Here is a 24,109-nt window from a genome sequence, read left to right as displayed (position 1 = left end):
CGACGAGCACGGCACCCCCGCCGAACTCGCCGCGAAGGAAGCCGGCATCTCCGTCGCCGACTTCTGCGCGCAGGCAACCGGTCGGGGGCAGGGCCCGGTGGAGGGCCAGCAGCAGGGCCCAGACCCGGTCGGCGAGTACGGGCGGTCCGGTGTCCGGAACCAGCCCGTGCAGCCAGTCCGCGAGGACGCCGGTGAAGGCCGCCGCCACCGCCGAGGCGACGAGGTCCGCGTGCGGGGCGCCGACGGCCGACCGCTCGGCCCGCGCGCGGGCCCGTAGCTCCCGGTGCAGGCGCTCGCCGAGCGGGCCGCCGCCGCCCGGCAGGAGCAGGCTCCGGTACAGGGCCGCGCGATCGGCGACCTCGGCGAGGTACTCCGCCAGCGCGGCCGGCGGGCGGAGCGGGGCGAGCGAGCCCGGGCCGGTCTGCCAGGCGTGCAGGGCGTCGACCGCCGCGTGTGCCACCTCGGCGCAGGCGTCCACCGCGAGCGCGGGCAGGTCCTCGTAGTGCAGGTAGAAGGTGGCGCGACCGACGCCGGCCCGGCGCACCACCGCGGAGACGCTCACCTCGGTCGGCTCGCGGCCGGCCGCGCACTCGGCGAGCAGGCTCTCGCGCAGCCGCGCCTTGGTCCGCGCGGTCCGGGGGTCCTCGGCGCGGCCCCGTTCGGGGCGCGGGTCCGGCGGGGTCACGCGGCGAGGAGCGCGGCGCCCAGGGCGAGCGCGCCGGGCAGGGCCTGGGCGAGGAGGATTCGACGGTTGGCGGTGGCGGCGCCGTACAGCCCCGCGACGATCACGCAGATCAGGAAGAAGACCTGCGTGGCCAGGGAGTCGATGACCAGGCTCCAGACCAGGCCGGCGGCGAGGAAGCCGTTGTAGAGCCCCTGGTTGGCCGCGAGCGGGGCGGTCAGGCGGGCGGTGTCCGCGTCGAACCCGGACAGCGCGCGGCCCGGCGGCCGCTGCCACAGGAACATCTCCAGGACCAGGAAGTACGCGTGCAGTGCGGCGACGACGCCGATGAGAACCTGAGCGACCGTGTGCACGGCCACCTCCACTCCGTCCCGGCGGCCCCCGGCGTCCCCGACGGCCTCGATTTCCTGGACAACTGTACAGGAAATCGAGGCAGTGTCGGCGCGTCCGCCCGCCCTGGGCCCGGCCCCCTATCCCTCCCGCACCGGGAGGACGGAGATCGCCGCGACCGGGCAGGCCCGCGCGGCCTCGCGGACGAGCGGGCTGCCGTGCCCGTCCTCGGGGCCGGCCAGCACCTCCCCGAAGCCGTCGTCGTTCTGGGTGAACACCTCCGGTGCGGTCAGCGCGCACTGCCCGGCGCCGATGCAGACGTCGTGGTCGACGGAGATCCGCACGCCGTTCACCAGGCCACGGGCAGTTCGACCATGCCCTGGATGGTGTCCCCGGGCTTGAACGGGATCCGGTCCGGATCGGCCGCCAGCCGCAGCCCGGGTAGCCGCTCGAACAGGGTCCCGAGGGCGATCTCCATCTCGGCGCGGGCCAGGTTCTGCCCGAGGCACTGGTGGATGCCGAAGCCGAACGCCAGGTGGTGCCGGGTGGGGCGGTTCCAGTCGAGGGCGTCGGGCTCCTCGAACACCGACCCGTCCCGGTTGATGACGGAGGTGGCGAAGACGACCCCGTCGTCCGGGCGGATCGTCACGCCGCCCACTTCGATCTCCTCGGTCGCCACCCGCAGCATGCCGTCGGCGATCGACAGGAACCGCATCAGCTCCTCCACCGCCTCCGACATCAGGGACGGGTCGGCGCGCAGCTCGGCCAGCTGTTCCGGGTGCCGCAAACAGGGTGAAGGTGCCGAGCGAGATCATGTTCGCCGTCGTCTCGTGCCCCGCGACCAGCAGGATCACCGCCAGGGCGACCAGTTCCTCGACATCGGTCCCGCCGGTTTCCAGGCGGGTCGCGATCAGCTCGTCCAGCAGGCCGTCGCCGGGAGCGGCGCGCTTGCGCCGGATCAACGCCTCCAGATACGCGTCGAGCTGCTCGCGGGCGTCCTCGACGTCGGCCGGTCCGGGGCCGCGCAGCAGCCGCCGCGACTGTCCCTCGAAGAACTCGTGGTCCTCGTACGGCACCCCCAGCAGGGCGCAGATGACCGTGGACGGCACCGGCAGGGCGAAGGCGGAGACGAGTTCGGCCTCCGGCCCCCTGGCCACCATCGCGTCGATCAGCCGGTCCACGGTCTCCTGGATGCGGGGGCGCAGGGCCGCGGTCCGCTTCAGGCTGAAGCTGGGGATCAGCATCCGGCGCTGCGCGTTGTGCTCGGGGTCGTCGACCCCGAGGAGGGCGGTGCGGCGGTTCTGCAGGCCCTTGAACCGCGGGGTGGGGGTGGGGAAGGCGGCGTTGGTGCGGTCGGTGGACAGCCGTCCGTCGGAGAGCAGGGCGCGGGCCTCGGCGTGGCCGGTGACCACCCACACGGAGCGTCCGTCGAACAGGGTCACCCGGGACAGCGGCCGTGCCCCGCGCAGCGGCGCGTAGGCGGTGGGCGGGTGATAGGGGCAGGTCCGGTCCTGGGGGAAGGCGATGGCTTCGCGCCGGGCCTCGGGGCCGGCTTCGGGGCCGGTTCCGGACGCGGTTCCGGACGCGGCTCCGGACGCGGCTCCGGGCGTGGCTTCTGACGTGGCTTCGGAGAGGGCTTCGGACATGAGAACAACACCTCGCAAGCGATGGTTCCGTCGCGACGGACTCCATTACATGCCTGAGGCACCTATCCCACCTATGCCACTTTCGGCCACACTGCCCGGGTTCACCCGCAGGGACCCACGCCCGCAACCACCCCGGCGGGCGCGCGGGCCGCGCCGAAGCGACCTCGGAGTCCTACAGGTGGGCGTCCAGGAAGGCGCGGAACCCCTCGCGGTCCAGCGGCCCCGCGTGGGAGGCCACCGCCTCGCCCGACTCGACGAGCACGACGGTCGGGGCGCCGGTCACGCCGAAGCGGCGGACGGGCCCGGGGCAGCGGGTGATGTCGGTGCGGACGGCCGTCAGCCTCGTTCCGTACTCCTCGGCCAACTCCGCGACGAGGACGTCCATCGTCCGGCAGGCCTCGACGACCTTGGGCCAGGTGCCGGTGAAGTAGGCGAGGACCGGGCCCGGTGTCATGCCGACGATGAAGTCGAATTCCTGGTCCTCCAGCGGCCGGTGTACCCGACGGGCCATGGGTGGTGCTCCTCAGTTCGCGGTGCGGTGATCGACAGCGTAGGCGGTCCCGGCCGTCCCGGGCCCGGACCCCGTTGTCAGTGGGGCCTGTGAAGCTGGGCCCCATGGACGACAGGATGCTGCGGCGCCGGGTCTACGGCGCCGACCACGACGATCCCGATCCGGGCCCGCGCCCCGGTCACGCCTACGGCGAACTCGTGGGCGGCCCCCTCGACGGTCTCCTCCTCGACGTCACCGGCTGGAGCGCTCCGCAGCTCGCCGAGGAGGCCCGGCTGCACACCGAGATAGGGCGCTACGGGGCGGGCGGTCGTACCCACTACCGCCGCCGCAGGGGCGACCCCGGGCGCTGGGACTGGACGGGGGACAGTCCGTAGCGACCGGCGGGCCCTACGGGCGTCGCGGGGAGGATTCGGTCGGGGGACGGCTCTCGGAGATCATGGAGATCCGTCATGTGGGGAAGGAAGTACCCGTGGGTCACCTGGTGATGAGTACCGGCGACATGCGCAACGCGATGAGGCTGCTCACCGCCGTCGAGCGCACGCCCGAGCAGGAGCGTCGCCTCGGCCGCATCCGCGAGGAATGCGCGCGCGAGGACGGGCGGCTGCGGAGCCAGGGCGTGGAACTCGACGTCTCCGTGGCGGCGGCGCTGGAGGAACTCCTCGACGGAGAGGTGAGCGGGCAGGTGGGGCCGCAGTGGACCTACGCCCTGCACGAGCTGATCGCCGCGCACTTCTCGGACACCCACGACCTCGGGTACTGGGCGAGACAGTCGTGGTTCGCGACGGTCGACGAGGCGTTCTCGGCAGCCGGTGTCCCGTCCCACCTGGGCATCTCGGAGATCTTCATGTCCGGACCACCGGTGCGCCTGCCCCACCCCGGGGGCAGCACCCCGTGGATGGGCACCTTCCCGACAGCGGACGCCGCCGCGTTCGTCGCGGCCCACGAGGCCGTGCTCGACCTGGTGGAGCCGGAAGTCCGCGAGACCGCCGAGTACTTCATCAAGGCGATGCGCTTCGAAGCCGAGGAATGGGAGGCGGCCGGGGCGGCCGAGGGGGGCGACCGCGTCCACGACACCCTGTTCTTCTGGTGTTCCTGATCCGCCACGGGCGTACCTGACGCCAGGTCGCCCCGCGCTCCGGGCGCGCAGGAGCCCCCGGTCCGCCGACGAGCGACCGGGGGCTCCGCACCGTTCTTCCGCCGTCCCCGCCCGATCGGATGCGGTGCGGGGCCGACCCCGGAGGAGGACGGGCGGGAGCGGGTCAGCCGGCCGTCGCCGTACGGCTGACCTTGCGCGCCCACAGCACCAGCGGGACCTGGAGCGGCAACCGCCCGATCGCCGCGGCGAGGTGGGCGGGGGAGCCCCGGCGGGCGTCGACGGCCATCTTCACGTTCGCGGGGAGCACGCCCACGAAGAACGCCGCCGCGGCCATCGCCGCCACCCGGCGGGTCCGGGGGTGCGCGACGCCCACGGCGAGCGCCAGCTCCGCCGCGCCACTCGCGTACGTCCACCCTCGCGGGGTACCGGGCAGTGACGCGGGGACCATCGCGTCGAACGGCTTCGGCGCGACCGCGTGCAACACCGCGGACCCGGCCAGGAGACCGGCGAGCAGCATCGGTGAGGAGGGGGTGCGGGGCATCGGGAGTCCTCTCGGAGTGGCCAGGGGCCGTGATCCTACTCGCCGGTAGGCCCGTTGGGCACGGTCCCGGGGGGCGGGCCGCAGCGCGTCGGGTGGCCGCTCCGGAAAATTCTCCGAAGAATTTCCTCCGGAGCTGTCGATCCGGGCGCATCCCGTTCGACGCACAGGTGAGAGGCGGGGAAAGTCCCCGCTCCCGCGACCGAGGAGTCACCATGCCGCGCTTCCTGACGATGATCCGCATCAACGAGCAGGCCCTGCCGCCGGAGGAGTTCCCCGCCGACTTCCAGGAGCGCATGGGCGCCCTGCTGGAGGAGATCACCAAGGCGGGCGTCATGCTCGACACCGCCGGCCTGCTGCCCACCTCCGAGGGCACCCGGGTCAGCTGGGCCGACGGGAAGATCAGCTACACCGACGGCCCCTTCACCGAGACCAAGGAGGTCGTCGGCGGCTACTCCCTCAGCCAGTGCAAGGACAAGGCCGAGGCCGTCGAGTGGACCCGGCGCTTCCTGGAGATCCACCCCGCGCACTGGAACGTGAGCGCCGAGGTCCGCCAGATCGACGAGATGTGATCCCCGTCGACGTGATGTGATCCCTGCGGCCCCGCGCCGCGTTTGCCCTGCCTCGTCACGGCTGCTCTGATGGGTGGCCGTGACGGCAGTGAGTACGACCCGAGCGGTCGAAGCGGTGTTCAGGATCGAGTCGGCGCGGATCATCGCGGGTGTCGCGCGCATCGTGCGCGACGTCGGCATCGCCGAGGAACTCGCGCAGGACGCCCTGGTCACGGCACTCGAACAGTGGCCGGTCGACGGCATCCCCGACCGGCCCGGGGCCTGGCTCATGGCCACCGCGAAACACCGCGCGATCGACCTCGTCCGCCGCAAGGAGACCTACGCCCGCAAGCTCGCCGAGGTCGGCCGCACCCTGGAGGACGTGCCGGCCCCGGAGGAACCCGTCGACCCACAGGACATCGACGACGACCTGCTGCGGCTCGTCTTCACCGCCTGCCACCCGGTCCTCGCGACGGACGCCCGCATCGCGCTCACCCTGCGCCTAGTAGGCGGCCTGACCACGCAGGAGATCGCCCGCGCCCACCTGTCCGCCGAACCGACCGTCGCCCAGCGCATCGTGCGCGCCAAACGGACCCTCGCCAAGGCCGCCGTGCCCTTCGAGTCCCGTACGGCGCCGACCGCGAGCAACGCCTCGCCTCGGTACTGGAGGTCATCTACCTCATCTTCAACGAGGGCTACTCGGCCACCGCCGGGGACGACCTCGTACGCCCCGCCCTGTGCGAGGACGCCCTGCGCCTGGCCCGGGTGCTCACCGGGCTGATGCCGGGCGAACCCGAGGTGCACGGGCTCTGCGCCCTGCTGGAGTTCCAGGCCTCCCGCATCGCCACCCGGACCGATCCCGACGGCGAACCGGTCCTGCTCGCCGACCAGAACCGGGCCCGCTGGAACCGGCTCCTGATCCGGCGCGGCGTGGACGCCCTGCACCGGGCGGGCAGCGGCCCGTACTCCCTCCAGGCCGCCATCGCCGGCTGCCACGCGGCCGCCGTCCGGTACGAGGACACCGACTGGACGGCCATCGCCGCGCTCTACGGACGCCTCGTCCAGCTGATCCCGTCACCGGTGATCGAGCTGAACCGGGCCGTCGCCGTCTCCATGGCCGAGGGCCCCGGAGCCGCCCTGCCCCTCGTCGACGCCCTCACCGAGGAACCCGCGCTGCGCTCGTACCACCTGCTGCCGAGCGTACGGGGCGACCTGCTGGAGCGGCTCGGACGCGGACCCGAAGCCCGCGCCGAGTTCCTGAGGGCGGCGTCCCTGACGCGCAACGCACGCGAACGGGACCTGCTGCGGCGCCGCGCCGACGCCCTGTGAACGGGGCGCCGCGGTGAACCGGTGCGCCGCGCCGACGCCCCCGGGCCCGCCGACGGGCCGCCTCAGACCCTGACGCGGCCCGGTTCCGGCCGGCGGGGCGCCGTGAGGGCCACCGGCCGGCCGAAGCCGCCGGAGCGGGCGACCGTCTGCACCGTGCGGCGCAGCGCCTCCTGGAAGTCGCCCATCGTGCGGCGCGCCGCCGGGGTGTCCACGTACAGCGAGTTCATGTGCAGCCCGTCCGTGTCCCGCTGGAACCACGAACAGGCGCCGTTGGCGCGGGCCGACCACACGTGCGTGGTGGGCCGCCACTCGTCGTGGCGTTCGGCGCCCCGACACCTGCGCATGTCGATGTACGAGAAGAAGTTCACCGGGTACGGCCATGCCCGGGCTGCGAACTCCTGCGGTGCCAGCAGCTCCCAGGCCCTGACGAACGGCACGTCGATGTGCCCGATCATCTCGCCGAACCCGGCCCGGACCGAGGCCATGACCTGCGCGAAGTCCAACCCGGGCGAGGCGTCGAACTCGATCGGCATGGTGTTCACGAACCACCCCACCGAGTCGCTCCACGCCTCGCGCCCGCGCTCACTGACGGGCATGAACCCCCGGTAGACGCCCGGTCCGCCGGCCTCGCGCAGACATACGCCGACGGAGCCCAACACCCCCATGAACGGCTTCGCGCCCGCCTCCAGGCAGACCTTCTCGAAGACCTCGGCCTCGGCCGCGTCGAGCAACGAGGAGGCCTCGTTGACGATCGGGTACATGCGGTCGGGCTCCACGCCCAGATCGAGCGGGAACCGGGGGAAGAACTCCCCGTTGCTCTCGATGAACGACTTCCAGTAGCCAAGCCGTTCGTCCCCCGCGTCGATGGACAGGTAGCGGCGGCGCTGCTCCTCGGCGAAGTCGAGGTAGCTGGGCGCGGGCGGCAGTACGGCCTCCGTGCCGGCGAGCAGGGCCTCGTAGGCGGTCAGCACCTCGTTGACGACGATCGGCATCGACATGCCGTCGCACACGATGTGGTCGAAGGCGAGGTAGACCGTCGCCGACTCGGGGCGCAGTACGGCGCCCATGGTGAACAGCGGCCACGACAGGGTGTCGATGCTCCGCTTGAACCGCTCGACGAGGAAGTCCCTCACCAGGACCGCGTCGTCGAAGGAGGCGATGTGCTCTGCCTCCAGGGCGAGTTCGTCGGGCGCGATGGGCTCGCACGCCAGCTCGCCCGCGAGCCGCCGGAACTCGCACCGCAGCACCTCGTGCCGCTGGACGAAGCCCAACAGAGCCTGCGCGAGTCGGGGTTCGTCGAGGACCCCGTCGATCTCGAACGTCACGGCGACCCACGACGCGACCGGGTCGTCGGCCGCACGGCTCGCCTCGGCGACGGTGAAGTGCTTGTCCTGGTTGAAGGAGGCCCTCCTGCCCGCCGTGTCGCTCCGGTCCCCGGCCGGCGCCGCAGTGGACCGCAACCGCCACTCGACCACTCGCCCCGGCGCCACGTCGTGCATATCCAGAGGAAACTGCCGCATTCCGTCATCCCTTCGCCCCCGAGTCAACCCCGTGCGCCTAACGACACCCGGACCGAGGAAGTGACGCACCCGCCGTCGCCGCAGGTCGGCGGGGGCGGGCGACGGCGGGAAGGGGCGGTCCGGGGGCGCGGTGGCGACCGAACGGGACCGTCGCGCCCCGGCCCTACCGCGCCCCGGCCCTACCGCGCCCCGGCCCTACCGCGCCCCGGCCCTACCGCGCCCCGGCCCTACCGCGCCCCGGCCCTACCGCGGCGCGGAGCCGGATGTGGCTTCGGATGCGGCTTCGACTTCGGTTCCGGCGTCCGGCGCCTCCTGCGCGTCGTGTCGGCGGACCTCGATGTGGTCGGCGGCGAGGTCCACCGCCACCCGGTCCTCCATGCCCAGCGCCTCCAGGAACTTGGGCGGCAGCTGGACCCGTCCGCCGCGGTCGAGCATGACGTACTCGCGTTCGCTGATCGACTCCGCGCCGTGCTCGTCGGTGACGGTGCGGCGCAGGACCTCGCTGCTGGTCCGGCCGTCCCGGATGGCCACGGTACGGCGGACCTCGCCCGCCACCATCGGGTCGTGCGTCACGATCACCACGGTCGCGCCCAGCTCCCGGTTGACCGAGCGGAACGCCTCGAAGACCGTGGCGCCGGTCTCGGAGTCCAGTTCGCCGGTCGGCTCGTCGGCCAGGAGGACCGCCGGGTCGTTGGCCATGGCCACCGCGATCGCGACGCGCTGCTGCTGCCCGCCGGACAGCTCGGCCGGGCGCCGGTCCCCGAGCCCACCGATCTCCAGGGCCTCCAGCAACATCCCCACCCGCTGTGCGCGCCCCGCCGCCGCCTTGCGCCCGCCGTCCTTCAACTGCATCGGTAGCGATATGTTCTGAGCGGCCGTCAGGAACGGCAGGAGGTTGCGGGAGGTCTGCTGCCAGACGAAGCCCACCGCCTCGCGGCGGTAGCGCAACCGGTCGCGGGCCGACATCTCCAGCAGGTCGTAGCCGCCGACGACCGCCTTCCCGGCCGTCGGGACGTCCAGGCCCGCCAGGATGTTCAGCAAGGTGGACTTGCCGCTGCCGGAGGCGCCGACCAAGGCCACCAGATCACCCCGGGACACCGTCAACTCCAGCCCCTGGAGCGCCTGCACCTCGACGCCGTCCGAGCTGAAGACGCGTACGAGACGGTCGCAGACGATGGCGGTACCGGCGTCCCGGGCGCGCGGCTCGGCGGCGGCCACCGCCTGCCGGCGCAGCTCCTCGTAGGTGGGCGCTTCGCTGTTCAACGTTGGTCTCCCGCTCTCAACTCGGTGGTGATCTGGCGGCGTCCGGACACGGCGGCCTCGGCGAGCACGGCCAGCGCCGCCAGCACCGCCATGGCCAGGGCGGGGACGAGGACCGGCGCGGCGGCCGGCGGCAGCCCGATCGGTACGGTCGCGCCGACCAGCGCCGACAGGTCGACGGAGCCGCCCAGCAGGCGGACGGCGACGGCCGCGGTCAGTATCCCGCCGAGCGCGGCCGCGAACACCTGCGGCAGCGACTCCGTCAGGACCAGGGCCACGCCCTGTCGGGGACGCAACCCCATCGTGCGCAACCGGGCCAGCAGCGCCCCGCGTTCGGGAGCGGCCCGGACCAGCCCGAGCAGGACGGCCAGCAGGGCGAAGCCGGCCGCGCCGGCCACGGAGACCCCGAACAGGCGCCCGGCGGCCCGCTGGAGGGGGCTGGAGTCGAGCCGGGCGAAGACCTCCGCGCTCGTGTGGACGAGGTAGCGGTCGGCGGAGGCGGGCGCGGTCGTACGGATCAGCTCGCGCACCCGGTCCCCGTCGGCCCGGCCGACGGCGAACCAGTGGGTGGCGTCGGCGACCCCGGGTACCCGGGCGGTGACGGGACCGGCCGGCAGCACGATCGTGGCCGACGCGACCCCCGGCCGCGCCGGAGTACCGTCGACCACGGCCACCGGCCGCACCCGCAGGTCCGTACCGTCGCGCAGCCGCACCCGGTGGCCGCCCTCCGGCGGCCGCCCGGGTAGATCCCCGCTGACCAGGGCGGGAACCGGCGCGCTCCCGCCGACGGCGCCGCCGAGGAGCGCGGCGTCGAACCCGCCGCGACCCACCGTACGGGCGAGTTCGGCGTAGGCCCCCGGCTCGGCCACGATCACGGTCACCGGCGTGGCGACGCCGCCGGCGTCGACGACGGCGGCCTCCCCGTCGATCCACACGCCCAGCGAGGTCCGGACGCCGGGCAGCGCGCCCGCGGCCCGGGCGAACTCGGGGGGCACCGACTCCCCCGGAGGGGCGACCACCTGGAGGTCGCCGCCCGCCTCGGCCCGCGCCACCCGGGTGCGGGCGTCGTCCACGCCCGTCAGCACCGCCGCCCCGAACCCGCCCGTGGTGACGGCCAACAGCAGGGCGATCAGGGGCAGTACGGAGGGCCGGGCACGGCCCGCGGAGCCGCGGGCGGCCCGGGCCGGACCGAGGAAGCCGACCACGCCGGCCCGCCGCGCCCCGGCCGCGGCCAGCGCCCGCACCACCAGGGGCTGGACCCGGGCCAGCAGCAGCGCCCCGGACAGGGCGATCAGCAGCGGGGCGCCGATCAGCAGCGGGTCCGGGCCCGCCCCGGTCGGGGTGACGCCGCGCCGCCGGACCTCGGTGACGGCCGCGGCCGTGGCGGCGACGACCAGCAGCTCGGCGACCAGCCGGCGGCGCGGAGCGGGCCCCCGCGGGGCCGACAGGAGGACGAAGGCCCGTACGGGGAAAGCGGCCAGCGCCACGAGGGTGACGGCCAGGGCCGCGCCCAGGGCGGCGCCCAGCCGCGGGGTCGGCAACAGCAGCAGGGCCGTCGCGGCCCCGAGGAAGGCGGCGGGCAGGACGGTGACGGCGCCCTCGGCGAGCAGGCGGCGGACGATGCCGGCGCGTGAACCACCCCGGGCCCGCAACAGCAGGAGCTCCGCCCGGCGCCGGTCGCCGCTGAGCCCGGCGGCCAGCCCGAACACCACCAGCGCCACGCCGGCCACCCCGGCCGGGCCGATCGCCGCGAGCGGGGCGGCGGCCTGCTGTTGGGCCCGCAACTCGGCGAACAGATGCGGGAGTTCCGAGGTGACCCGCAGATCGACGCGGCCGGTGTCCTGGGACAGCGCGGTGGCGGTGGGGCCGGCCACGTAGGCGGAGACCTCGCGCCCGACGTCGGACAGCCGATCGGCGCGCAGTCGGGTCGTGTCCACGGGGAGGCGCCAGAAGTCGGCGGAGCCGCTGCCCCAGGAGGCGAGCCGGTCGAGTGCGTCGGGGCCCACCAGGGCGGAGGTGAGCCAGCCGCCGTTGTTGGGGTAGCAGGCCCGGGTGGCGCAGTTGAGGTCGGTCCAGAACACGTCCGAGGGGTCGTCGACGGTGTAGAGGCCGACGATCTCGGCGGTGATCGGCGCGGAGAGGGTGTCCGCGGGCTTCAGGACGGTGCCGATCCGGGCCTTGAGGGTGTCGGCGGCGCTCTTGGACAGGGCGACGGGGACCGGCCCGTCGGCGGCGCCGCCCCCCGGCCAGCGGCCCTCCACCAGCCGGGCGTGCGCACCGGCTTGGGGTAGGAACAACAGGCTTACCTGGGGCGGGAGTTCGTCGAGTACGGAGAGTTCCTTGTTGGCGAGGACGCGGGGCTTCGTGCCCCGGGCCCCGTACACCGGGCCGGAGTCGGCGATGCGGAAGGCGCCCCCGGTGCGGGCGCGCAGCGTACCCAGTGATGCCTCCAGGTCCTGCTGCGAGGCTTTCGCCGGAGGTGACGTGGCGGTCGCGTACAGGCTGGTCGGGCCGGGGCCGGCGGCGCGCAGGAACTCCCGCAGCGCCAGGTCGGCGCCCCGGTCGAGGGCGCGCGGCAGGGCGGTGGCCAGCAGTACGGACACGAACGCCAGGACGGTCGTGAGCAGCGTGGCGGCGGGAGCGGCCCGCAGCCTGGTCCACACCCACGGGGTCTCCCGCAGGCGGTGCGCGGCCGTGGCGGGGGCCGGTTCGGGCCGCTCTTCCGGGCAGCCGGCGGGCGGGCTGGTCACATCTCCTCCACGTGGCGCAGCCGGGCGGCCACTCCTCGATCGCGGCGGCCACCGAGCACGGCCGACAGCAGGGGCACGACGGCGATGGCGGCGGCCAGGGCCAGCATCCGCAACTCCGGCAGGTCCACCCGTACGTGCGGGACGGGCCGCTCCGCACTCGGGGTCAGGACCATCAGCGGCACCGTCGTGTGCACGATGAACGCGCCCAGGCCGAGCCCCACGGCCGTACCGAGGCCGACCAGGACGCAACCCTCGGCCGCGGCGGCCCCGGCCAGGGCCCGCCGGGGCGCCCCGAGGGCCAGCAGGATCGCGGACTCCCTGGCGCGGCGGCGGGCGGCGGCGGTCGCGGCGGCGGCGAACCCGATCGCGGCCAGCACCGCACAGGCCACGGCGAGGGCGGCCAGGGCCGTCTGCGGACCGGCGCTGAGCGGGTCGTCGAGCAGGTCGGCGGTGACGTCCTCGCGCAGCAGGACCTGCTGGGACCCGGCGGACGCCCGGAGTTCGGCGGCGGCCCGGGCCGGGGCGGGATCGTCGGCGGAGGCGGCGGGCAGCCACCACTCGTCGGGGGCGGGCAGGGCGTGCCCGTCCATCGTGGCGAGCAGCCGGCCGGCGGCGGCGAGGTCGACGGCGATCGCCCGTTCGCCCGCGACGGGCAGCGAGGCGACGGTTCCGGTGATCCGGACGGGGAGGACGTCCATGCCCAGCCGGACCTGGATCAAATCGCCGGCCTCGGCCCCCACCCCGCGCAGGTAGGCGACCGTGGCGAGGCCGGGCAGTTCGGCGGGGGCGCCGCGGGCCGGGGTCAGGGTGAGGGTGAGGGCGCCGGTCGCGGTACCGCCCTGGTAGCGCAGGCCCATCAGGGCCCCGTTCGCCTCCTCGGCCGGCACCGGCCGGCCCGCCGGAGCGCCGTCGACCGGCATCGGGGTCGCCAGGTCCCAGGCGGGCGCGGGCGCCGTGACGGGGGTCGCGGCGCCGCCGGGGGAGTCGGTCACCGACACCCGGCGCAGCGTCACCTCCCCGGTGACCGGTTCGCTCGCGTCCGAGGGGGCGAAGTACCCGGGTCCGGTGCCGTAGGCCAGCGTGAACCCGGCGATCGTCAGGGGCGGGGCGACGGACCCGAACGGGGCGCCGGCCAGGGCCGCGACGTCCACGGAGACGGTGCTCTCGCCCTCGGGCAGGGCCACCGCCGGCGCCCGGTGGGTCAGCCCGAAGCGGTCCCGGAGCAGCACGCCCAGCCGGGGGTCGCCACTGTTCCCGCGGGTCCGCAGGGACACGTCGAGGTCGATCCGCCCGGGCGTTCCCGGCAGTTCGATGCCGGCGCCGCCTTCGGGGGGCACCGCGAGCGGCCCGAACAGTGCCCGCATGGGCCGTCCGTCGCGCAGGTCGGAGCGCAGCGGCACCGCCCGGGCGACGGCGGCGGAGTCCAGCGCGAGGAGTTCGCCGACGCCGGCGTCCGGCAGCGCGTGCCGGGTGCGCAGCACCGGGGTGGCCCGGTCGCCGCCGGGCAGGGCCGCGTACCGGCCGCCCTGCCCCAGGGGCGCCAGGTCGCTGCCGGTGATCCGCAGGCCGCCGGCGGTGCTGAAGGAGGCCTGGTCGCGCTGCGAGTCGGACCAGGCGGTGTGCCGGCCGAGCGCGAGGACCCCGCTGGACACGGCGAGGACCAGCAACAGGACGGGCCCGGTGGCCGCCGCCGGGCGGCGCGCGAGCTGCCAGCCGACGAGGGCCCGGCCCAGGCCCCGGCCCCGGGCCGCGAGCCACCCGCCCAGGAGCGCGGCGAACGGCAGCAGGCGCAGGACGAGGAGGGTGCCCGCGCACAGGGCGAGGGTGGGGGCGGCGACCAGGACCGGATCCACGCCGAGCCCGCCGGAGGTCCCGCCCCCGGCGGCCCCGGAGCCGCCGTACCGGTCGAGTTGCCGGTAGGCGAGGAGGGCGAGCGCGAGCACCGCCAGGTCGAGTCCGGAGCGGGCGGCCGCCGAGACCCGGGCGCGGCGGCCCCCGACGCGGGCGAGGAGCCCGGCGGCCGCGCCGCGCAGCACGGCCGGCAGCGCGGTCAGCAGGACGCACAGCAGCGCGCACCCGGCCGCGACCGGCCACAGCACCCAGCTGCCCCCGGTCTCCAAGGGGGTCCCGGCCGGCGGGCCGTGACCGGCGGCGACGCGCAGCAGCGGCGGGGTGAGCAGCGGGGCCAGGGCGGCGGCGGGCAGGGCGAGCAGCAGCGATTCGGTGGCCGTGAGCATCCCGAGGCGGCGGCGGGAGGCCCCGCGCGCGGTGAGCAGGACCCGCTCCGATTCCTGACGTTCCGTCAGCAGCCGGGAGACGAGGAGGAGCGTCGCCGCCGCGAGTACGGCCAACTGGAGCGCGCCGACGGCGAGGGTGGACCGGGCGACCTGCCGGGCGGTGTCGAGCCCCCGCAGGTACTCCGGTAGTTCGGTGCTCGGGGTCAGCCCGTACGGTTTCGCGCCGGGGGTCGGAGCGCGCTCGCGGACCCCCTCGATCTGTGCGGCGCTCGCCTGCGAGAAGTCGGCGGTCAGCAGGGTCGCGCGACTGTTCTGCACCAGCGCGCCGGCGGTGAAGGCGGAGTCGTGGACGAGCATCGGACCGTAGGTGGCGAAGCCGGCGACCTGGAGTTCGCGGCCGCCGAGCGGGTCGAGCCGCCAGTAGGGGGCGCTCCGGTCGATGGCCCGGTAGACGCCGGTGACCAGCACCGTCAGCGGGGCGCCGCCGTAGCGGTCGTCCAGGCGGACCTCGGCGGGCAGGGCCGCCGCGTCGAGCCGCAGGCGGCTCAGCGCCGTCTGCGGCACGGCCACCGGTATCCGCTCGGTCCGCCCGGCCGCGGTTTCGGTTCCTCCGGCCACCGCCTCGGGCCACCGGCCCGCGAGGAGGCGTAGGCGCTGCTGGTCGAGCGCGGCGAGGACGGTCAGGTCGGCGTCCCCACCGGCCGCGCCGCGGCCGCCGGGCAACCCGTACGAACGGCTGCGCGCCACGCTCTCGACGCCGAACGGTAGCGGCCCGAACAGCGCGGCGCCGAAGGCGCGCGCGTTCGCGTCGTCCCCGGCGCGGGTGCCCAGGGCGTGTTCGGCGGAGAGCAGGACCGAGGTCCTGGCGTGTCCCGGGCCGGTCAGTGCCTGCCGCGTCGCCGCGTCGTCCACGTTGCGGGTGAAGGCGAGCAGCGCCGTCAGCGTGGTCGTGGTGATGAGCGCGGTGAGCAACGCGGCGGCCGCGAGCGGCAGTCGCCCGCGCATCCGGCGCACGACAAAGCCGATCATGTGCCTTCCTTCCCCCCATCCGGACCATGGGCACCGGATAGCGGACGATGCTGTCAGATTCGATCCGACAGTGGAAGGGACTTGCGTGCGGGACGTGACAGATGAGCATATTCGGAATCGAAGGTGCGCAAGTGAGCCGGCCCGGAGGGAAGTCCACCATGAAGCAACAGGAGAACGCGGCCACCGCGACGTCCATGATGGTGGTGCGCGACCTGCGCAAGAGCTTCGGCACGGGAGAACGCGCCGTACACGCCCTGAGAGGCGTCACCTTCGAGGCCCGACGCGGTGAACTCACCGCCCTCAAGGGCCGGTCGGGGTCCGGAAAGACCACCCTGCTCAACCTGGTCGGAGGACTCGACACCCCGACCGGCGGCACCGTCGAACTCGACGGAACCGACCTGGCCGGGCTGGACGAGGACGGATTGCTCGCCCTGCGCCGCGACCGGATCGGTTTCGTCTTCCAGTCCTTCGGACTCATTCCGGTGCTGACCGCCGCCGAGAACGTCGGCATCCCGATGCGGATGCGCAAGGTCCCGGCGAAGCAGCGCGAGGAACGGGTCCGCACGTTGCTGGCCCTGGTCGGCCTCGTCGACCACGCCGAGCAACGGCCCGGCGAACTCTCCGGAGGTCAGCAGCAGCGCGTCGCCGTGGCCCGCGCGCTGGCCAATGAGCCCGCCCTGATCATCGCGGACGAGCCCACCGGCCAACTCGATGCCGAGACCGGCCGCTCCATCATGCGGCTGCTGCGCGCCGTGGTGCGCAGCGAGGGAGTCACGGCACTGGTCGCCACCCACGATCCGACGATGATCGAACTCGCCGACCGGGTGGTGGAGTTGCGTGACGGGCGGATCGTGACGGAGCCGACGGACTGATGGCCGGCCTCCCGCGTTCCGGCGGCGCCGGCAACTGCCGTGCCAGTGCGAGGGCCAGCAGCAGCGGGATCAGGGTGAGCGCCGCGAAGGTCACGGTCCCACCCCCTGAGGGACGCCGTTCACCGACCGGATCCGCTCCTCCAGTGACAAGAGGAGCCGGACGGAACGGGAGGCGCCGGCCAGCTCCCAGGAGCGGCCGCTCAGGACCCACCGGTCCAGCGCGTCCAGCAGGGCCGAATCGCAGAAGGAGACCCGGGTCGCGTCGAGGAGGAGGCGTCGTGCGCCGCGTACGGCCCCTTCGTCGAGGAGCCCGCGCAACGGGGCGCAGGTGTAGTGGTCGAACTCGCCGGCCAGGGTGACGGCCAGGACGCCGTCGCGGAGCGCGGAGCGTATGCGGGGGAGCGGGTCCGGACCGGCGTCCGGCTCCGCTTCGGCCGACCGGGCCGGTGCGCGCGGATCGTGGGGTTCCGGCGGACCGGGTGGGACGGTCCGGGCGGACGGGGCGGCTGAGGCGGTCGGTGCGGACGGGGCGGTCAGAGCGCGGGTTGCGGGCAGTATCGGGGCGTTTATGGGAGGGTTCACGCCCGCTCCAACGGGCCGTCCCCCGGTCGGGGAAGCGGCCCCGGCGCACACTTCACCCGCGCGGGGCGCCCCGCTGACCCGTTCCGGCGATCTTCCTCACCCGCTCGGGTCACCCGTGCGCCCGCCCGGCGGCGCGGGGCGGACGCGGTACCGCGCGGCCGGCCGGTGATGGCCGACAGTGGGGCGCGTGGACGTGGACGAGGTCATCGACGCGCTGTACGCGGCGCACCCATCGGGTTTCACTGCGGCGCGTGCCGAGGCCGCGGCCCGGGCGAAGAAGGAGGACGGACCGCAGGCCGCGCGCCGCTTCACGGCCCTGCGCCGGCCCACCCTGGCCGCCTGGGCCTGCAACCTGCTCGTACGCTCCCAGCCGGAGGAGGCCGAGCAGTTCCTCCAACTCGGACAGGCCCTGCGCACCGCCCACCACACGCTGGACGGAGAGCGGCTGCGGGCGCTGTCCCACCAGCAGCACGTGGTGATCGGAGCCCTCGCCCGGGAGGCCGGCCGGCTGGCCGGGGAGGCGGGCTCGCCGATCTCCGAGCCGGTGGTGCGCGAGGTGGAGCGGATCCTGTACGCGGTCCTCGCCGGACCGCAGGCGGCCGCGGAGTGGGCCTCGGGCCGGCTCGTACGGACCCCCGAGCCCGAGCCGCGGTTCCCCGAGGCCGACCCGGACGCCGTACGGGCGGCGGCCGCCGGGGCCGACCGCGGTGGCGGGACCGATGCCGGCGCTGCCTCCGACGCCGACCACGACGGGCGCCCGGAGGCGGCGCGGGCCGCCGCCGAGGACGCCGAAGAGACCGCCGTCGCCCGCGAGGAGGAGCTGCGGGAGGCCGACGGGGCCCGGCGGACCGCGGTGGCCGCGGCGGCCGACGCCGACGCCGAGGCCACCCGGTTGGGACGGGAGGCCGAGCGGGCGAGGGACGTACGGGACCGGGCCTACGCGGCGGTCACCGAGGCCGAGGCCCGCCACCGCGACGCCGGTCGGGCCGCGAAGGAGGCCCGCGACGCGGCCACCGCGGCGCAGGACCACCTCCGTAGCCTGCGCACCCCGCGGAAGGGCGCTCCCGGCTGAGGCTCGCCTTCACCCTCTCCGCCGACGACGCCGACCGTACGAAGCCGCACCCCGACCCGTACCGGGCGGCCGCCGCCCGGCTCGGCCTGGCGCCGGGCGAGTGCGTCGCCGTGGAGGACTCCCCGGACGGCGCGGCCTCCGCCGAGGCGGCGGGCTGCGCGGTCCTCGTGGTGCCCTCGCAGCTCGACGTGCCCCGCACGCCGGCCCGCACCTCCGCGGCCTCCCTGGAGGACGTCACCCCGGCCGTGCTGCGCGCCTGCGGGCGGGCCGGAGCCGGGGATCAGGCGGAGAGGTCCAGCAGCGCCAGGATCCCGTCGGCGTAGGCGGCGGCCACCGACCCCGGAGCCGCCGCCCGCTCGCGGTGCAGCCCCGGCAGGCCCGTACGGATGAAGGCGGCGCACTGGCCGTACAGGCCGGCCTCGTGCGAGGAGCCGTCGTCCTCCGTGTTCAGCAGGGCCAGCAGCGTCCACAGCAGCGCCTCGCGGGTCGCCAGCCGAGGCGGTCCGGCCGCCCACACCGCCATCAGCACCCCGCACGCGGCCGGCGCCGGCGCCCGCAGCCGCGACCCGGCGAACACGTGGCCCTCCAAGGCGTGGAACGCCGCCGGATGGCCCTCGGCGGCGTTCCACAGGGTCTCCTCCAGATGCTCCGCCGGACGACCGCAGCCACAATCGACGGACCCCCAGTCGTGCCGGAGGATCTCGTCGCTCACGGCGTCGGGCACCAGTGGGCTGCTGCGCGGCTTGTCCATCCCTCTCATGAGCCACAAGTATGGGATCCGCCGGCCCCCGGGCGTCCCGGCCACGGCCACTCCCGGGGCACGGAACGGCCGCAGTTTGATGACGACGGCCCGACGACGCGCGCACGGTCCCCTGCCGACGCTCCCCGGACCGGCGCTGGGCCGCGTACGCACCGGACGGTCCCGGCGGCGGCGGGACCCTGGCACACCGGGCCCCGCCCCGGCGACACTGACCGGATGCGCATACGAGCAGCGGTCCTCGCGGACCTTCCGGTCTGCCAGGACATCGAACGGGCCGCCGGCGAATGCTTCCGCGACATCGGAATGCCCGCCGTCGCCGATGACGATCCGCTTCCCCCGGAGGAGCTCGCCCGCTACGCCGACACCGGCCTGGCCTGGGTGGCCGCCGGCCCCGACGACCGTCCGCTGGCCTACCTCATCGCCGAACCCGTCGACGGCGCACTCCACGTCGAGCAGGTCTCGGTGCATCCCACCGCCGCCCGCAAGGGGGTGGGCCGGGCCCTGCTGGAGCACGCCGCGCTCCGCGCTCTCGCCCGCCACCACGACGCGCTCACCCTGACCACCTTCACGGCTGTGCCCTGGAACGCCCCCTACTACCTGCGCTGCGGCTTCCGGATCCTGGCCGACGAGGAACTCGGCCCCGGCCTGCGGGAGATCCGGCGACAGGAGGCCCGGCACGGCCTGGACCGCTGGCCGCGCGTGTGCATGGGGCGGACCCTGTGATCCCGACCGGGCCGGGACCGGACCGGGACCGCGCGCGTCACCGGCCGGAGCGGAACCGGCCCGAACCGTACGGAAGTTGGCGGAGCGCGACAGCGGGGGCGCGGACGGATCCTGGTGCGTGCGCGTCGATCAGGAATGGAGAAGCGCGCCGCACGAAGTCGCTCTAGCCTGCCCCCATGGACATCACCATTCACACGACGTCGCTTCCGCACGACGACCCGGACGCGTCGCTCGCCTTCTACCGCGACGTCCTCGGCTTCGAGGTCCGCAGCGACGTCGGGCAGGGCAGGATGCGCTGGATCACGGTCGGCCCGGTCGGCCGGCCGGACACGTCGATCCTGCTGGCGCCGCCCGCCGCCGATCCCGGCATCACCGAGGACGAGCGCCGCACGATCACCGAGATGATGGCCAAGGGCACCTACGGGTGGATCCTGCTGGCCACCCCGGACCTCAACGCCACGTTCGAGAAGGTGCAGGCCGGCGACACCGAGGTCGTCCAGGAGCCGACCGAGCAGCCGTACGGCGTCCGCGACTGCGCGTTCCGCGACCCCGCGGGCAACCTGATCCGCATCCAGGAACTGCGCTGAGCCGTACCGGCATCGATGCGGGCGGGCCGGCAGCGACGCGGCCGTGCGGGCCGGCACCGCGAGCGCCCGTGAGTCCGTCGGCGTCCGTCGGTGGAAGGGGACGATGAAAGACGAAGGGGAGGGTCCTCATGTGCAAGCCCGAATGGCGCCGGGCACGCGTCGAGGCGCAGCGCCTGGCCGATCTCGCGCGGTTGCGCCGCGTCCGTGATCGGATCGACCGGGAATACGCGCAGCCGCTGGACGTGGAGGCGCTCGCCCGGGACGTGAGCATGTCCGCCGGGCACCTGAGCCGGCAGTTCCGGGCCGCGTACGGCGAGTCGCCGTACGCGTACCTCATGACGCGTCGCATCGAGCGGGCGACGGCGCTGCTGCGGCGGGGCGACCTCAGCGCCACCGAGGTCTGCTTCGAGGTCGGCTGCGCGTCGCTGGGCACGTTCACCACCCGCTTCACCGAACTGGTCGGCATGCCCCCCGGGGCCTTCCGGCGGCGGGCGGCGGAGACGGCGGCGGAGGCGGCGGCGGAGGCGGCGGCCGACCACGTCGGTGCCGCGGGCACCGCCCGCGGGGCGGGGCCGGCGATCAACGTGGAGGGAATGCCGGCGTGCGTGGCGAAGCAGGTCTCCAGACCGGTCAGGAATCGAGAAGCCCCGGCCGCCACGCAGCCCCTAGCGTGATGGTCATGGCAACCACCGCTTCCACCGCAGCCGTCACGTCCCTCGCGTCCGTCACCCTTGAGGTGGCCGACCTCGAAGCCGCCCGTCGCTTCTACCGCGCCTTCGGCGTGGACGCGCACCTGCGTCTGAGGGCCTCCGCGGCGCCCTCCACCGGATTCCGCGGCTTCACGCTGGGGCTCACGGTATCCGGGCCGGCCACCGTCGACGGCTTCTTCGGCGCGGCGGTGGACGCCGGCGCCACCGTCCTGAAGCCCGCCGCGAAGTCGCTGTGGGGCTACGGCGGCGTCGTGCAGGCCCCGGACGGGACGATCTGGAAGATCGCGACCTCGGCGAAGAAGGACACCGGCCCCGACACCCGTGAGGTCGACGAACTCGTCCTGCTGCTCGGCGTCGAGGCCGTGAAGGCCACCAAGGAGTTCTACGTCGGCCGGGGCCTGACCGTGGCCAAGAGCTTCGGCGGCAAGTACGTCGAGTTCGCCCCCGGTCAGGCCGGCCCGGTCAAGATGGCGCTGTACAAGCGTCGCGCCCTGGCCAAGGACCTCGGTGTCCCCGTCGACGGCGCCGGCTCGCACCGCGTCGTCCTCGGCGGCACCGCCGATGCCTTCACCGACCCGGACGGGTTCGTCTGGGAGGGCGCCGAGTCGCCCGCCCCCACGTCGTCCTGACGCCCCACCCCGTCCCACCGATCGACCGGCGGGCGCGCGCCGTGACCGACGAACACGCGCCCACACGACACCCGGGCCGATGCCCGGACGCCGGACCGCACACCCGTACACAACAAGGAGCAGGACATGAAGGCGCACGTCAGCTCGATCCTTCTGGGCGTCCGGGACATGGACCGCGCCAAGCGGTTCTACTCCGAGGGGCTCGGCTGGAAGATCCAGAACGACTTCGGCATCTCGGTGTTCTTCTCCTCGGACGGCGCCTCGCCCGTCGGCTTCTACAGCCGTGAAGGCCTGGCCGACCAGGTGGGCACGGACCAGGAGGGCAGCGGCTTCAGCGGACTGGTCCTGACCTACGTCGTCCGCAGCGAGAGGCGGGTCGACGAGATCATGGCGGAGGCCCAGCAGGCCGGCGCCACGGTCCTCAAGCCCGCCGGCGCCCTGCCGTGGGGCGGTTACGGCGGCACCTTCTCCGACCCGGACGGCTACATCTGGAGCCTCGGCCACAGCGACCGGGGAACCGACCAGCCCTACGCGGAGTAGCCGCCCGTCGGCTCTCCGCCGTCCTGTTCGTCGTGGTCACCGTGCTGGGCGCCGCCTCGCAGGCCGTCGCCGCCGCCGGGGACAAGAAGGTCGAGGTCATCAAGTAGCCCTGGCCCTGCGCAGGATCAGGTCCGCCAGGGCCGGCGGCGCGCCGGCCTGACCCCGGATCCCCGGGAAGGCGTTGACGTCCACGATCAGCGGTGTGCCGTCAACGGTCTCGATGACGTCCACGCCGTAGACCTCCAGGTCGAAGACCTCGCCCACCCGGAGCGCCGACTCCTTCCAGCGCGGGGGAAGTTCGTCCCGCATCGCGGTCGGTCCCTGAGTGCCGGTGGCCAGTTCGGAGCGTCTCAGGCCGGCGAAGACCCGGTCCCCGACGACCCACAGTTTGTGGTCCCAGCCGTTGTTGGGGGCGAAGTCCTGCACGACGACGGGTTCTTGGCCCCACGCCGGCTCCAGGGCCCGCAGTCCTTCGGATCCGTCGACGCGGGCGACCAGGTCGTGCTTGCGGCTGCGCCGGCTCTTCACCACGAGCGGCCGCTCCGGCCGGCCGGCCGCCGAGGACACCAAGTCCGTCAGGCTGGTGAACGCACGGGTGGCGGCGAAGGGCAGCCCCGCGGCGCGGGCCAGCTCCGCCATGGCGATCCGGTCCTGACACCGTTCCGTGGCCGCCGCGGAGTTCAGCACCACGGAGCCCCGCCGCTCCAGCTCCCGCGCCAGTTCCAGCGCCGCCGGGGTCCGCGCCTTGAGCAGACAGACGTCGGGCGTCGCCCCGGGCGCGCCGGCGGCCCCCGCCGCCGGGTCCAGCGACAGCACGGTGTGTTCCGCGGCGAGCAGCTCGGCGGTGGCCGCGAGCAGCGGATGCCGCGGGTCGGGGGCGATCAGGGCTACCCTCACGCGCCGTCCCCCGCCCCGGCCGAGACCTGTGCGGGGAGCGTCAGGGGGAGCGCCGCGTACGCGGCCCCGGAAGCCCCCGGCATCGACGGCATCGACCGCGGCACCCCGGACGTCCCGGGCACGATCCGCGTGGCCGGGGACGCCCCGGGCCCGGACTGGGCCGGCAGCGACGCTCCGAGGCCGGACCGCGCGGCCCCGGGCTCGGCCGACGGGCCCGCGACCGGCCGCGTGCCCGCGCCGGCCAGCGCGAGGACGGCCCGCGCCACCCGGGCCGCGGCGTCCGGGACCTGACGGAAGCTCGGGAAGTCGTTCACGTCGACCACCACCGGCCCGTCGGGACCCAGCAGCACGTCCACCCCGTACAGGTCCAACCCGTACACCTCGCCCACCCGGGCGGCGATCGCCGCCACCTCGGCGGGCAGCGGCACCCGGCGTTCGCGCACGGCCGGGTCGGGGTGCAGGGGGGAGCGACGTTCGGTGGCGAACAGGTCCCCGTCGACGCAGTACACCTTGACGTCGGTGCCGGGGTTCGGCACGTACGGCTGGGCGATGAGCATGCCCTCGCCCGCGAGTTCGGGTAGCAGTGCCGCGAGCCGGTCCGGTGACGGCAGGAGGTGCACCGCACGGCCCGAGCTGCCGTCGGCGGGCTTGACGACGAGCGGGTACTCGCAGTCCGGTACCTCCGCCAGGAGTTCGGGCCGGGCCACCGCGTACGTCGGCGGCACCGGCAGGCCGTGCGCGCTGCCGAGGGCGGCTGCGAGGGCCTTGTCCCGTACGCCGCGGATCGAGCGGGCGTCGTTGATCGTGGTCGCGCCGGTGGCCGCGGCGGCCTCCAGGAGGGTGAGTCCCGGGCCTCCGGACACGGTCTTGAGGACCCAGGCGTCGTGCACGCCGGTCCGTACGACCTCGGCCATGCGCAGCAGCGACCCGCCCGGTCGAACGACGTCGACCCGGTGGCCCCAGGCGGTCAGTTGCCGGATCACCTCGTTCGGCATGCCGTCGTGGCGGTAGTGCTCCTCCACCAGGAAGCAGAGCCTCATGGACCTTCCCCATATTCCCCGGACGTCCGCCGCCGATCCAGTCCGGCGAGTTGTGACGTCACAGGATGCCATGTCATAGCCCCGAAACCGCTCCAGACCTGTCCTTAGTGGGCGCTACGCAGCGTAACTTCCGCCGAGACCTTTCCTAAACGATCAGCAATCCTCATATAGTTGTCCCTCGTTACCACAGGAACCCTCTCTTCCATATACGCCCGGTT

General features: G+C 74.6%; 23 protein-coding genes and 3 pseudogenes. 12 read left to right on the top strand and 14 right to left on the bottom strand.

All coding sequences use genetic code 11. The features are described from left to right. Positions 1-91: 91 nt before the first annotated feature. From AB0D46_RS15540 to AB0D46_RS15520, 5 genes and pseudogenes are all read right to left on the bottom strand, one after another. A pseudogene (locus AB0D46_RS15540) lies at positions 92-685 on the bottom strand (hypothetical protein); the annotation flags it as partial. After that, on the bottom strand, positions 682-1,035 hold the full coding sequence (locus AB0D46_RS15535) for a DUF1304 domain-containing protein (RefSeq protein ID WP_362877838.1): 354 nt from the start codon (positions 1,033-1,035) through the stop codon (positions 682-684). The gene AB0D46_RS15535 and the pseudogene AB0D46_RS15540, both read right to left, overlap by 4 nt. A gap of 117 nt (positions 1,036-1,152) precedes the next feature. Continuing rightward, positions 1,153-1,356: a ferredoxin gene (locus tag AB0D46_RS15530; RefSeq protein ID WP_362877837.1), complete on the bottom strand. Its 204-nt coding sequence runs from the start codon at positions 1,354-1,356 to the stop codon at positions 1,153-1,155. A 5-nt stretch (positions 1,357-1,361) separates the two neighbouring features. Further along, positions 1,362-2,658: pseudogene (locus AB0D46_RS15525) on the bottom strand (cytochrome P450). A 172-nt stretch (positions 2,659-2,830) separates the two neighbouring features. After that, entirely contained in the window at positions 2,831-3,169 is a 339-nt protein-coding gene (locus AB0D46_RS15520; protein ID WP_362877836.1) for a thioredoxin domain-containing protein, read from the bottom strand. Positions 3,170-3,273: 104 nt separating this feature from the next. Between AB0D46_RS15520 and AB0D46_RS15515 the strand changes: the two genes are divergently transcribed. Continuing rightward, on the top strand, positions 3,274-3,543 hold the full coding sequence (locus AB0D46_RS15515) for a hypothetical protein (RefSeq protein WP_362877835.1): 270 nt from the start codon (positions 3,274-3,276) through the stop codon (positions 3,541-3,543). A gap of 95 nt (positions 3,544-3,638) precedes the next feature. Next, entirely contained in the window at positions 3,639-4,265 is a 627-nt protein-coding gene (locus tag AB0D46_RS15510; protein WP_362877834.1) for a hypothetical protein, read from the top strand. Positions 4,266-4,428: 163 nt separating this feature from the next. On the opposite strand, the gene AB0D46_RS15505 is transcribed toward AB0D46_RS15510, so the two are convergent. Further along, positions 4,429-4,806, bottom strand: a complete 378-nt coding sequence (locus tag AB0D46_RS15505; protein ID WP_362877833.1) for a hypothetical protein — start codon at positions 4,804-4,806, stop codon at positions 4,429-4,431. Positions 4,807-5,018: 212 nt separating this feature from the next. Here AB0D46_RS15505 and AB0D46_RS15500 point away from each other — a divergent pair, with 212 nt between their 5' ends. Together AB0D46_RS15500 and AB0D46_RS15495 are read left to right on the top strand one after the other, a co-directional pair. Further along, complete coding sequence (locus tag AB0D46_RS15500; protein ID WP_362877831.1) at positions 5,019-5,375, top strand: YciI family protein; 357 nt, start codon at positions 5,019-5,021, stop codon at positions 5,373-5,375. An 88-nt stretch (positions 5,376-5,463) separates the two neighbouring features. Then, positions 5,464-6,683, top strand: a pseudogene (locus AB0D46_RS15495) (RNA polymerase sigma factor). A 62-nt stretch (positions 6,684-6,745) separates the two neighbouring features. On the opposite strand, the gene AB0D46_RS15490 reads toward AB0D46_RS15495, so the two are convergent. The 4 genes from AB0D46_RS15490 to AB0D46_RS15475 form a co-directional block, all read right to left on the bottom strand. Further along, a complete protein-coding gene (locus AB0D46_RS15490) occupies positions 6,746-8,203 on the bottom strand; it encodes a condensation domain-containing protein (RefSeq protein WP_362877830.1) in 1,458 nt (485 codons plus the stop codon). A gap of 243 nt (positions 8,204-8,446) precedes the next feature. Beyond that, positions 8,447-9,421: an ABC transporter ATP-binding protein gene (locus AB0D46_RS15485; protein ID WP_362877846.1), complete on the bottom strand. Its 975-nt coding sequence runs from the start codon at positions 9,419-9,421 to the stop codon at positions 8,447-8,449. 41 nt (positions 9,422-9,462) lie between these two features. Beyond that, on the bottom strand, positions 9,463-12,213 hold the full coding sequence (locus AB0D46_RS15480; RefSeq protein ID WP_362877829.1) for a hypothetical protein: 2,751 nt from the start codon (positions 12,211-12,213) through the stop codon (positions 9,463-9,465). Beyond that, a complete protein-coding gene (locus AB0D46_RS15475) occupies positions 12,210-15,479 on the bottom strand; it encodes an FtsX-like permease family protein (protein WP_362877828.1) in 3,270 nt (1,089 codons plus the stop codon). Before AB0D46_RS15475 ends, AB0D46_RS15480 begins: the two co-directional genes overlap by 4 nt. A 158-nt stretch (positions 15,480-15,637) precedes the next feature. Here AB0D46_RS15475 and AB0D46_RS15470 point away from each other — a divergent pair, with 158 nt between their 5' ends. Further along, positions 15,638-16,351 carry an ABC transporter ATP-binding protein gene (locus AB0D46_RS15470; RefSeq protein ID WP_362877827.1) on the top strand — a complete coding sequence of 238 codons (714 nt, stop codon included), beginning with the start codon at positions 15,638-15,640 and terminating at the stop codon, positions 16,349-16,351. A gap of 90 nt (positions 16,352-16,441) precedes the next feature. Here the strand turns inward: AB0D46_RS15470 and AB0D46_RS15465 are convergent, their stop codons facing one another. Beyond that, complete coding sequence (locus tag AB0D46_RS15465; RefSeq protein ID WP_362877826.1) at positions 16,442-16,933, bottom strand: STAS domain-containing protein; 492 nt, start codon at positions 16,931-16,933, stop codon at positions 16,442-16,444. A gap of 187 nt (positions 16,934-17,120) precedes the next feature. Between AB0D46_RS15465 and AB0D46_RS15460 the strand changes: the two genes are divergently transcribed. Both AB0D46_RS15460 and AB0D46_RS15455 read left to right on the top strand, forming a co-directional pair. Continuing rightward, entirely contained in the window at positions 17,121-18,005 is an 885-nt protein-coding gene (locus tag AB0D46_RS15460; protein ID WP_362877825.1) for a hypothetical protein, read from the top strand. Further along, complete coding sequence (locus AB0D46_RS15455; protein WP_362877845.1) at positions 18,002-18,328, top strand: HAD-IA family hydrolase; 327 nt, start codon at positions 18,002-18,004, stop codon at positions 18,326-18,328. Before AB0D46_RS15460 ends, AB0D46_RS15455 begins: the two co-directional genes overlap by 4 nt. Here the strand turns inward: AB0D46_RS15455 and AB0D46_RS15450 are convergent. Further along, the gene (locus AB0D46_RS15450) at positions 18,286-18,765 is read right to left on the bottom strand and encodes a hypothetical protein (protein WP_362877824.1); all 480 of its coding nucleotides are present in this window, start codon (positions 18,763-18,765) and stop codon (positions 18,286-18,288) included. The genes AB0D46_RS15455 and AB0D46_RS15450 overlap by 43 nt on opposite strands. 216 nt (positions 18,766-18,981) lie before the next feature. Here AB0D46_RS15450 and AB0D46_RS15445 point away from each other — a divergent pair, with 216 nt between their 5' ends. The 5 genes from AB0D46_RS15445 (at position 18,982) to AB0D46_RS15425 (ending at position 21,954) form a co-directional block, all read left to right on the top strand. Next, positions 18,982-19,488 carry a GNAT family N-acetyltransferase gene (locus AB0D46_RS15445; protein ID WP_362877823.1) on the top strand — a complete coding sequence of 169 codons (507 nt, stop codon included), beginning with the start codon at positions 18,982-18,984 and terminating at the stop codon, positions 19,486-19,488. 176 nt (positions 19,489-19,664) lie between these two features. Continuing rightward, positions 19,665-20,075 carry a VOC family protein gene (locus AB0D46_RS15440; RefSeq protein ID WP_362877822.1) on the top strand — a complete coding sequence of 137 codons (411 nt, stop codon included), beginning with the start codon at positions 19,665-19,667 and terminating at the stop codon, positions 20,073-20,075. A gap of 128 nt (positions 20,076-20,203) precedes the next feature. Further along, positions 20,204-20,749: an AraC family transcriptional regulator gene (locus tag AB0D46_RS15435; protein WP_362877821.1), complete on the top strand. Its 546-nt coding sequence runs from the start codon at positions 20,204-20,206 to the stop codon at positions 20,747-20,749. Then, positions 20,749-21,414, top strand: coding sequence for a glyoxalase (locus AB0D46_RS15430; protein WP_362877820.1), 666 nt, complete (start codon positions 20,749-20,751; stop codon positions 21,412-21,414). The genes AB0D46_RS15435 and AB0D46_RS15430 overlap by 1 nt, the downstream gene beginning before the upstream one ends. 126 nt (positions 21,415-21,540) lie before the next feature. After that, on the top strand, positions 21,541-21,954 hold the full coding sequence (locus tag AB0D46_RS15425; protein ID WP_362877819.1) for a VOC family protein: 414 nt from the start codon (positions 21,541-21,543) through the stop codon (positions 21,952-21,954). A 99-nt stretch (positions 21,955-22,053) separates the two neighbouring features. Here AB0D46_RS15425 and AB0D46_RS15420 read toward each other — a convergent pair whose 3' ends face one another. Together AB0D46_RS15420 and AB0D46_RS15415 are read right to left on the bottom strand one after the other, a co-directional pair. Further along, positions 22,054-22,851 (bottom strand): alpha-L-glutamate ligase, encoded by a 798-nt coding sequence (locus tag AB0D46_RS15420; protein WP_362877818.1) that lies wholly within the window; start codon positions 22,849-22,851, stop codon positions 22,054-22,056. Further along, positions 22,848-23,891 (bottom strand): hypothetical protein, encoded by a 1,044-nt coding sequence (locus AB0D46_RS15415; RefSeq protein ID WP_362877817.1) that lies wholly within the window; start codon positions 23,889-23,891, stop codon positions 22,848-22,850. The genes AB0D46_RS15420 and AB0D46_RS15415 overlap by 4 nt, the downstream gene beginning before the upstream one ends. Positions 23,892-24,109 lie beyond the last annotated feature (218 nt).

The organism is Streptomyces sp. NPDC048383 (assembly GCF_040651775.1).
Taxonomy (GTDB): domain Bacteria; phylum Actinomycetota; class Actinomycetes; order Streptomycetales; family Streptomycetaceae; genus Streptomyces.
This window is presented reverse-complemented; position numbering and strand designations above follow the sequence as displayed.

What these genes read in the sequence shown, in the direction of transcription:
- AB0D46_RS15475 (WP_362877828.1), bottom strand. Translation starts at nt 15,479, where the DNA reads ATGATCGGCTTTGTCGTGCGCCGGATGCGCGGGCGACTGCCGCTCGCG.
- AB0D46_RS15445 (WP_362877823.1), top strand. Translation starts at nt 18,982, where the DNA reads ATGCGCATACGAGCAGCGGTCCTCGCGGACCTTCCGGTCTGCCAGGAC.
- AB0D46_RS15520 (WP_362877836.1), bottom strand. Translation starts at nt 3,169, where the DNA reads ATGGCCCGTCGGGTACACCGGCCGCTGGAGGACCAGGAATTCGACTTC.
- AB0D46_RS15490 (WP_362877830.1), bottom strand. Translation starts at nt 8,203, where the DNA reads ATGCGGCAGTTTCCTCTGGATATGCACGACGTGGCGCCGGGGCGAGTG.
- AB0D46_RS15505 (WP_362877833.1), bottom strand. Translation starts at nt 4,806, where the DNA reads ATGCCCCGCACCCCCTCCTCACCGATGCTGCTCGCCGGTCTCCTGGCC.
- AB0D46_RS15430 (WP_362877820.1), top strand. Translation starts at nt 20,749, where the DNA reads ATGGTCATGGCAACCACCGCTTCCACCGCAGCCGTCACGTCCCTCGCG.
- AB0D46_RS15515 (WP_362877835.1), top strand. Translation starts at nt 3,274, where the DNA reads ATGGACGACAGGATGCTGCGGCGCCGGGTCTACGGCGCCGACCACGAC.
- AB0D46_RS15435 (WP_362877821.1), top strand. Translation starts at nt 20,204, where the DNA reads ATGTGCAAGCCCGAATGGCGCCGGGCACGCGTCGAGGCGCAGCGCCTG.
- AB0D46_RS15415 (WP_362877817.1), bottom strand. Translation starts at nt 23,891, where the DNA reads ATGAGGCTCTGCTTCCTGGTGGAGGAGCACTACCGCCACGACGGCATG.
- AB0D46_RS15440 (WP_362877822.1), top strand. Translation starts at nt 19,665, where the DNA reads ATGGACATCACCATTCACACGACGTCGCTTCCGCACGACGACCCGGAC.
- AB0D46_RS15425 (WP_362877819.1), top strand. Translation starts at nt 21,541, where the DNA reads ATGAAGGCGCACGTCAGCTCGATCCTTCTGGGCGTCCGGGACATGGAC.
- AB0D46_RS15450 (WP_362877824.1), bottom strand. Translation starts at nt 18,765, where the DNA reads ATGAGAGGGATGGACAAGCCGCGCAGCAGCCCACTGGTGCCCGACGCC.
- AB0D46_RS15470 (WP_362877827.1), top strand. Translation starts at nt 15,638, where the DNA reads ATGAAGCAACAGGAGAACGCGGCCACCGCGACGTCCATGATGGTGGTG.
- AB0D46_RS15500 (WP_362877831.1), top strand. Translation starts at nt 5,019, where the DNA reads ATGCCGCGCTTCCTGACGATGATCCGCATCAACGAGCAGGCCCTGCCG.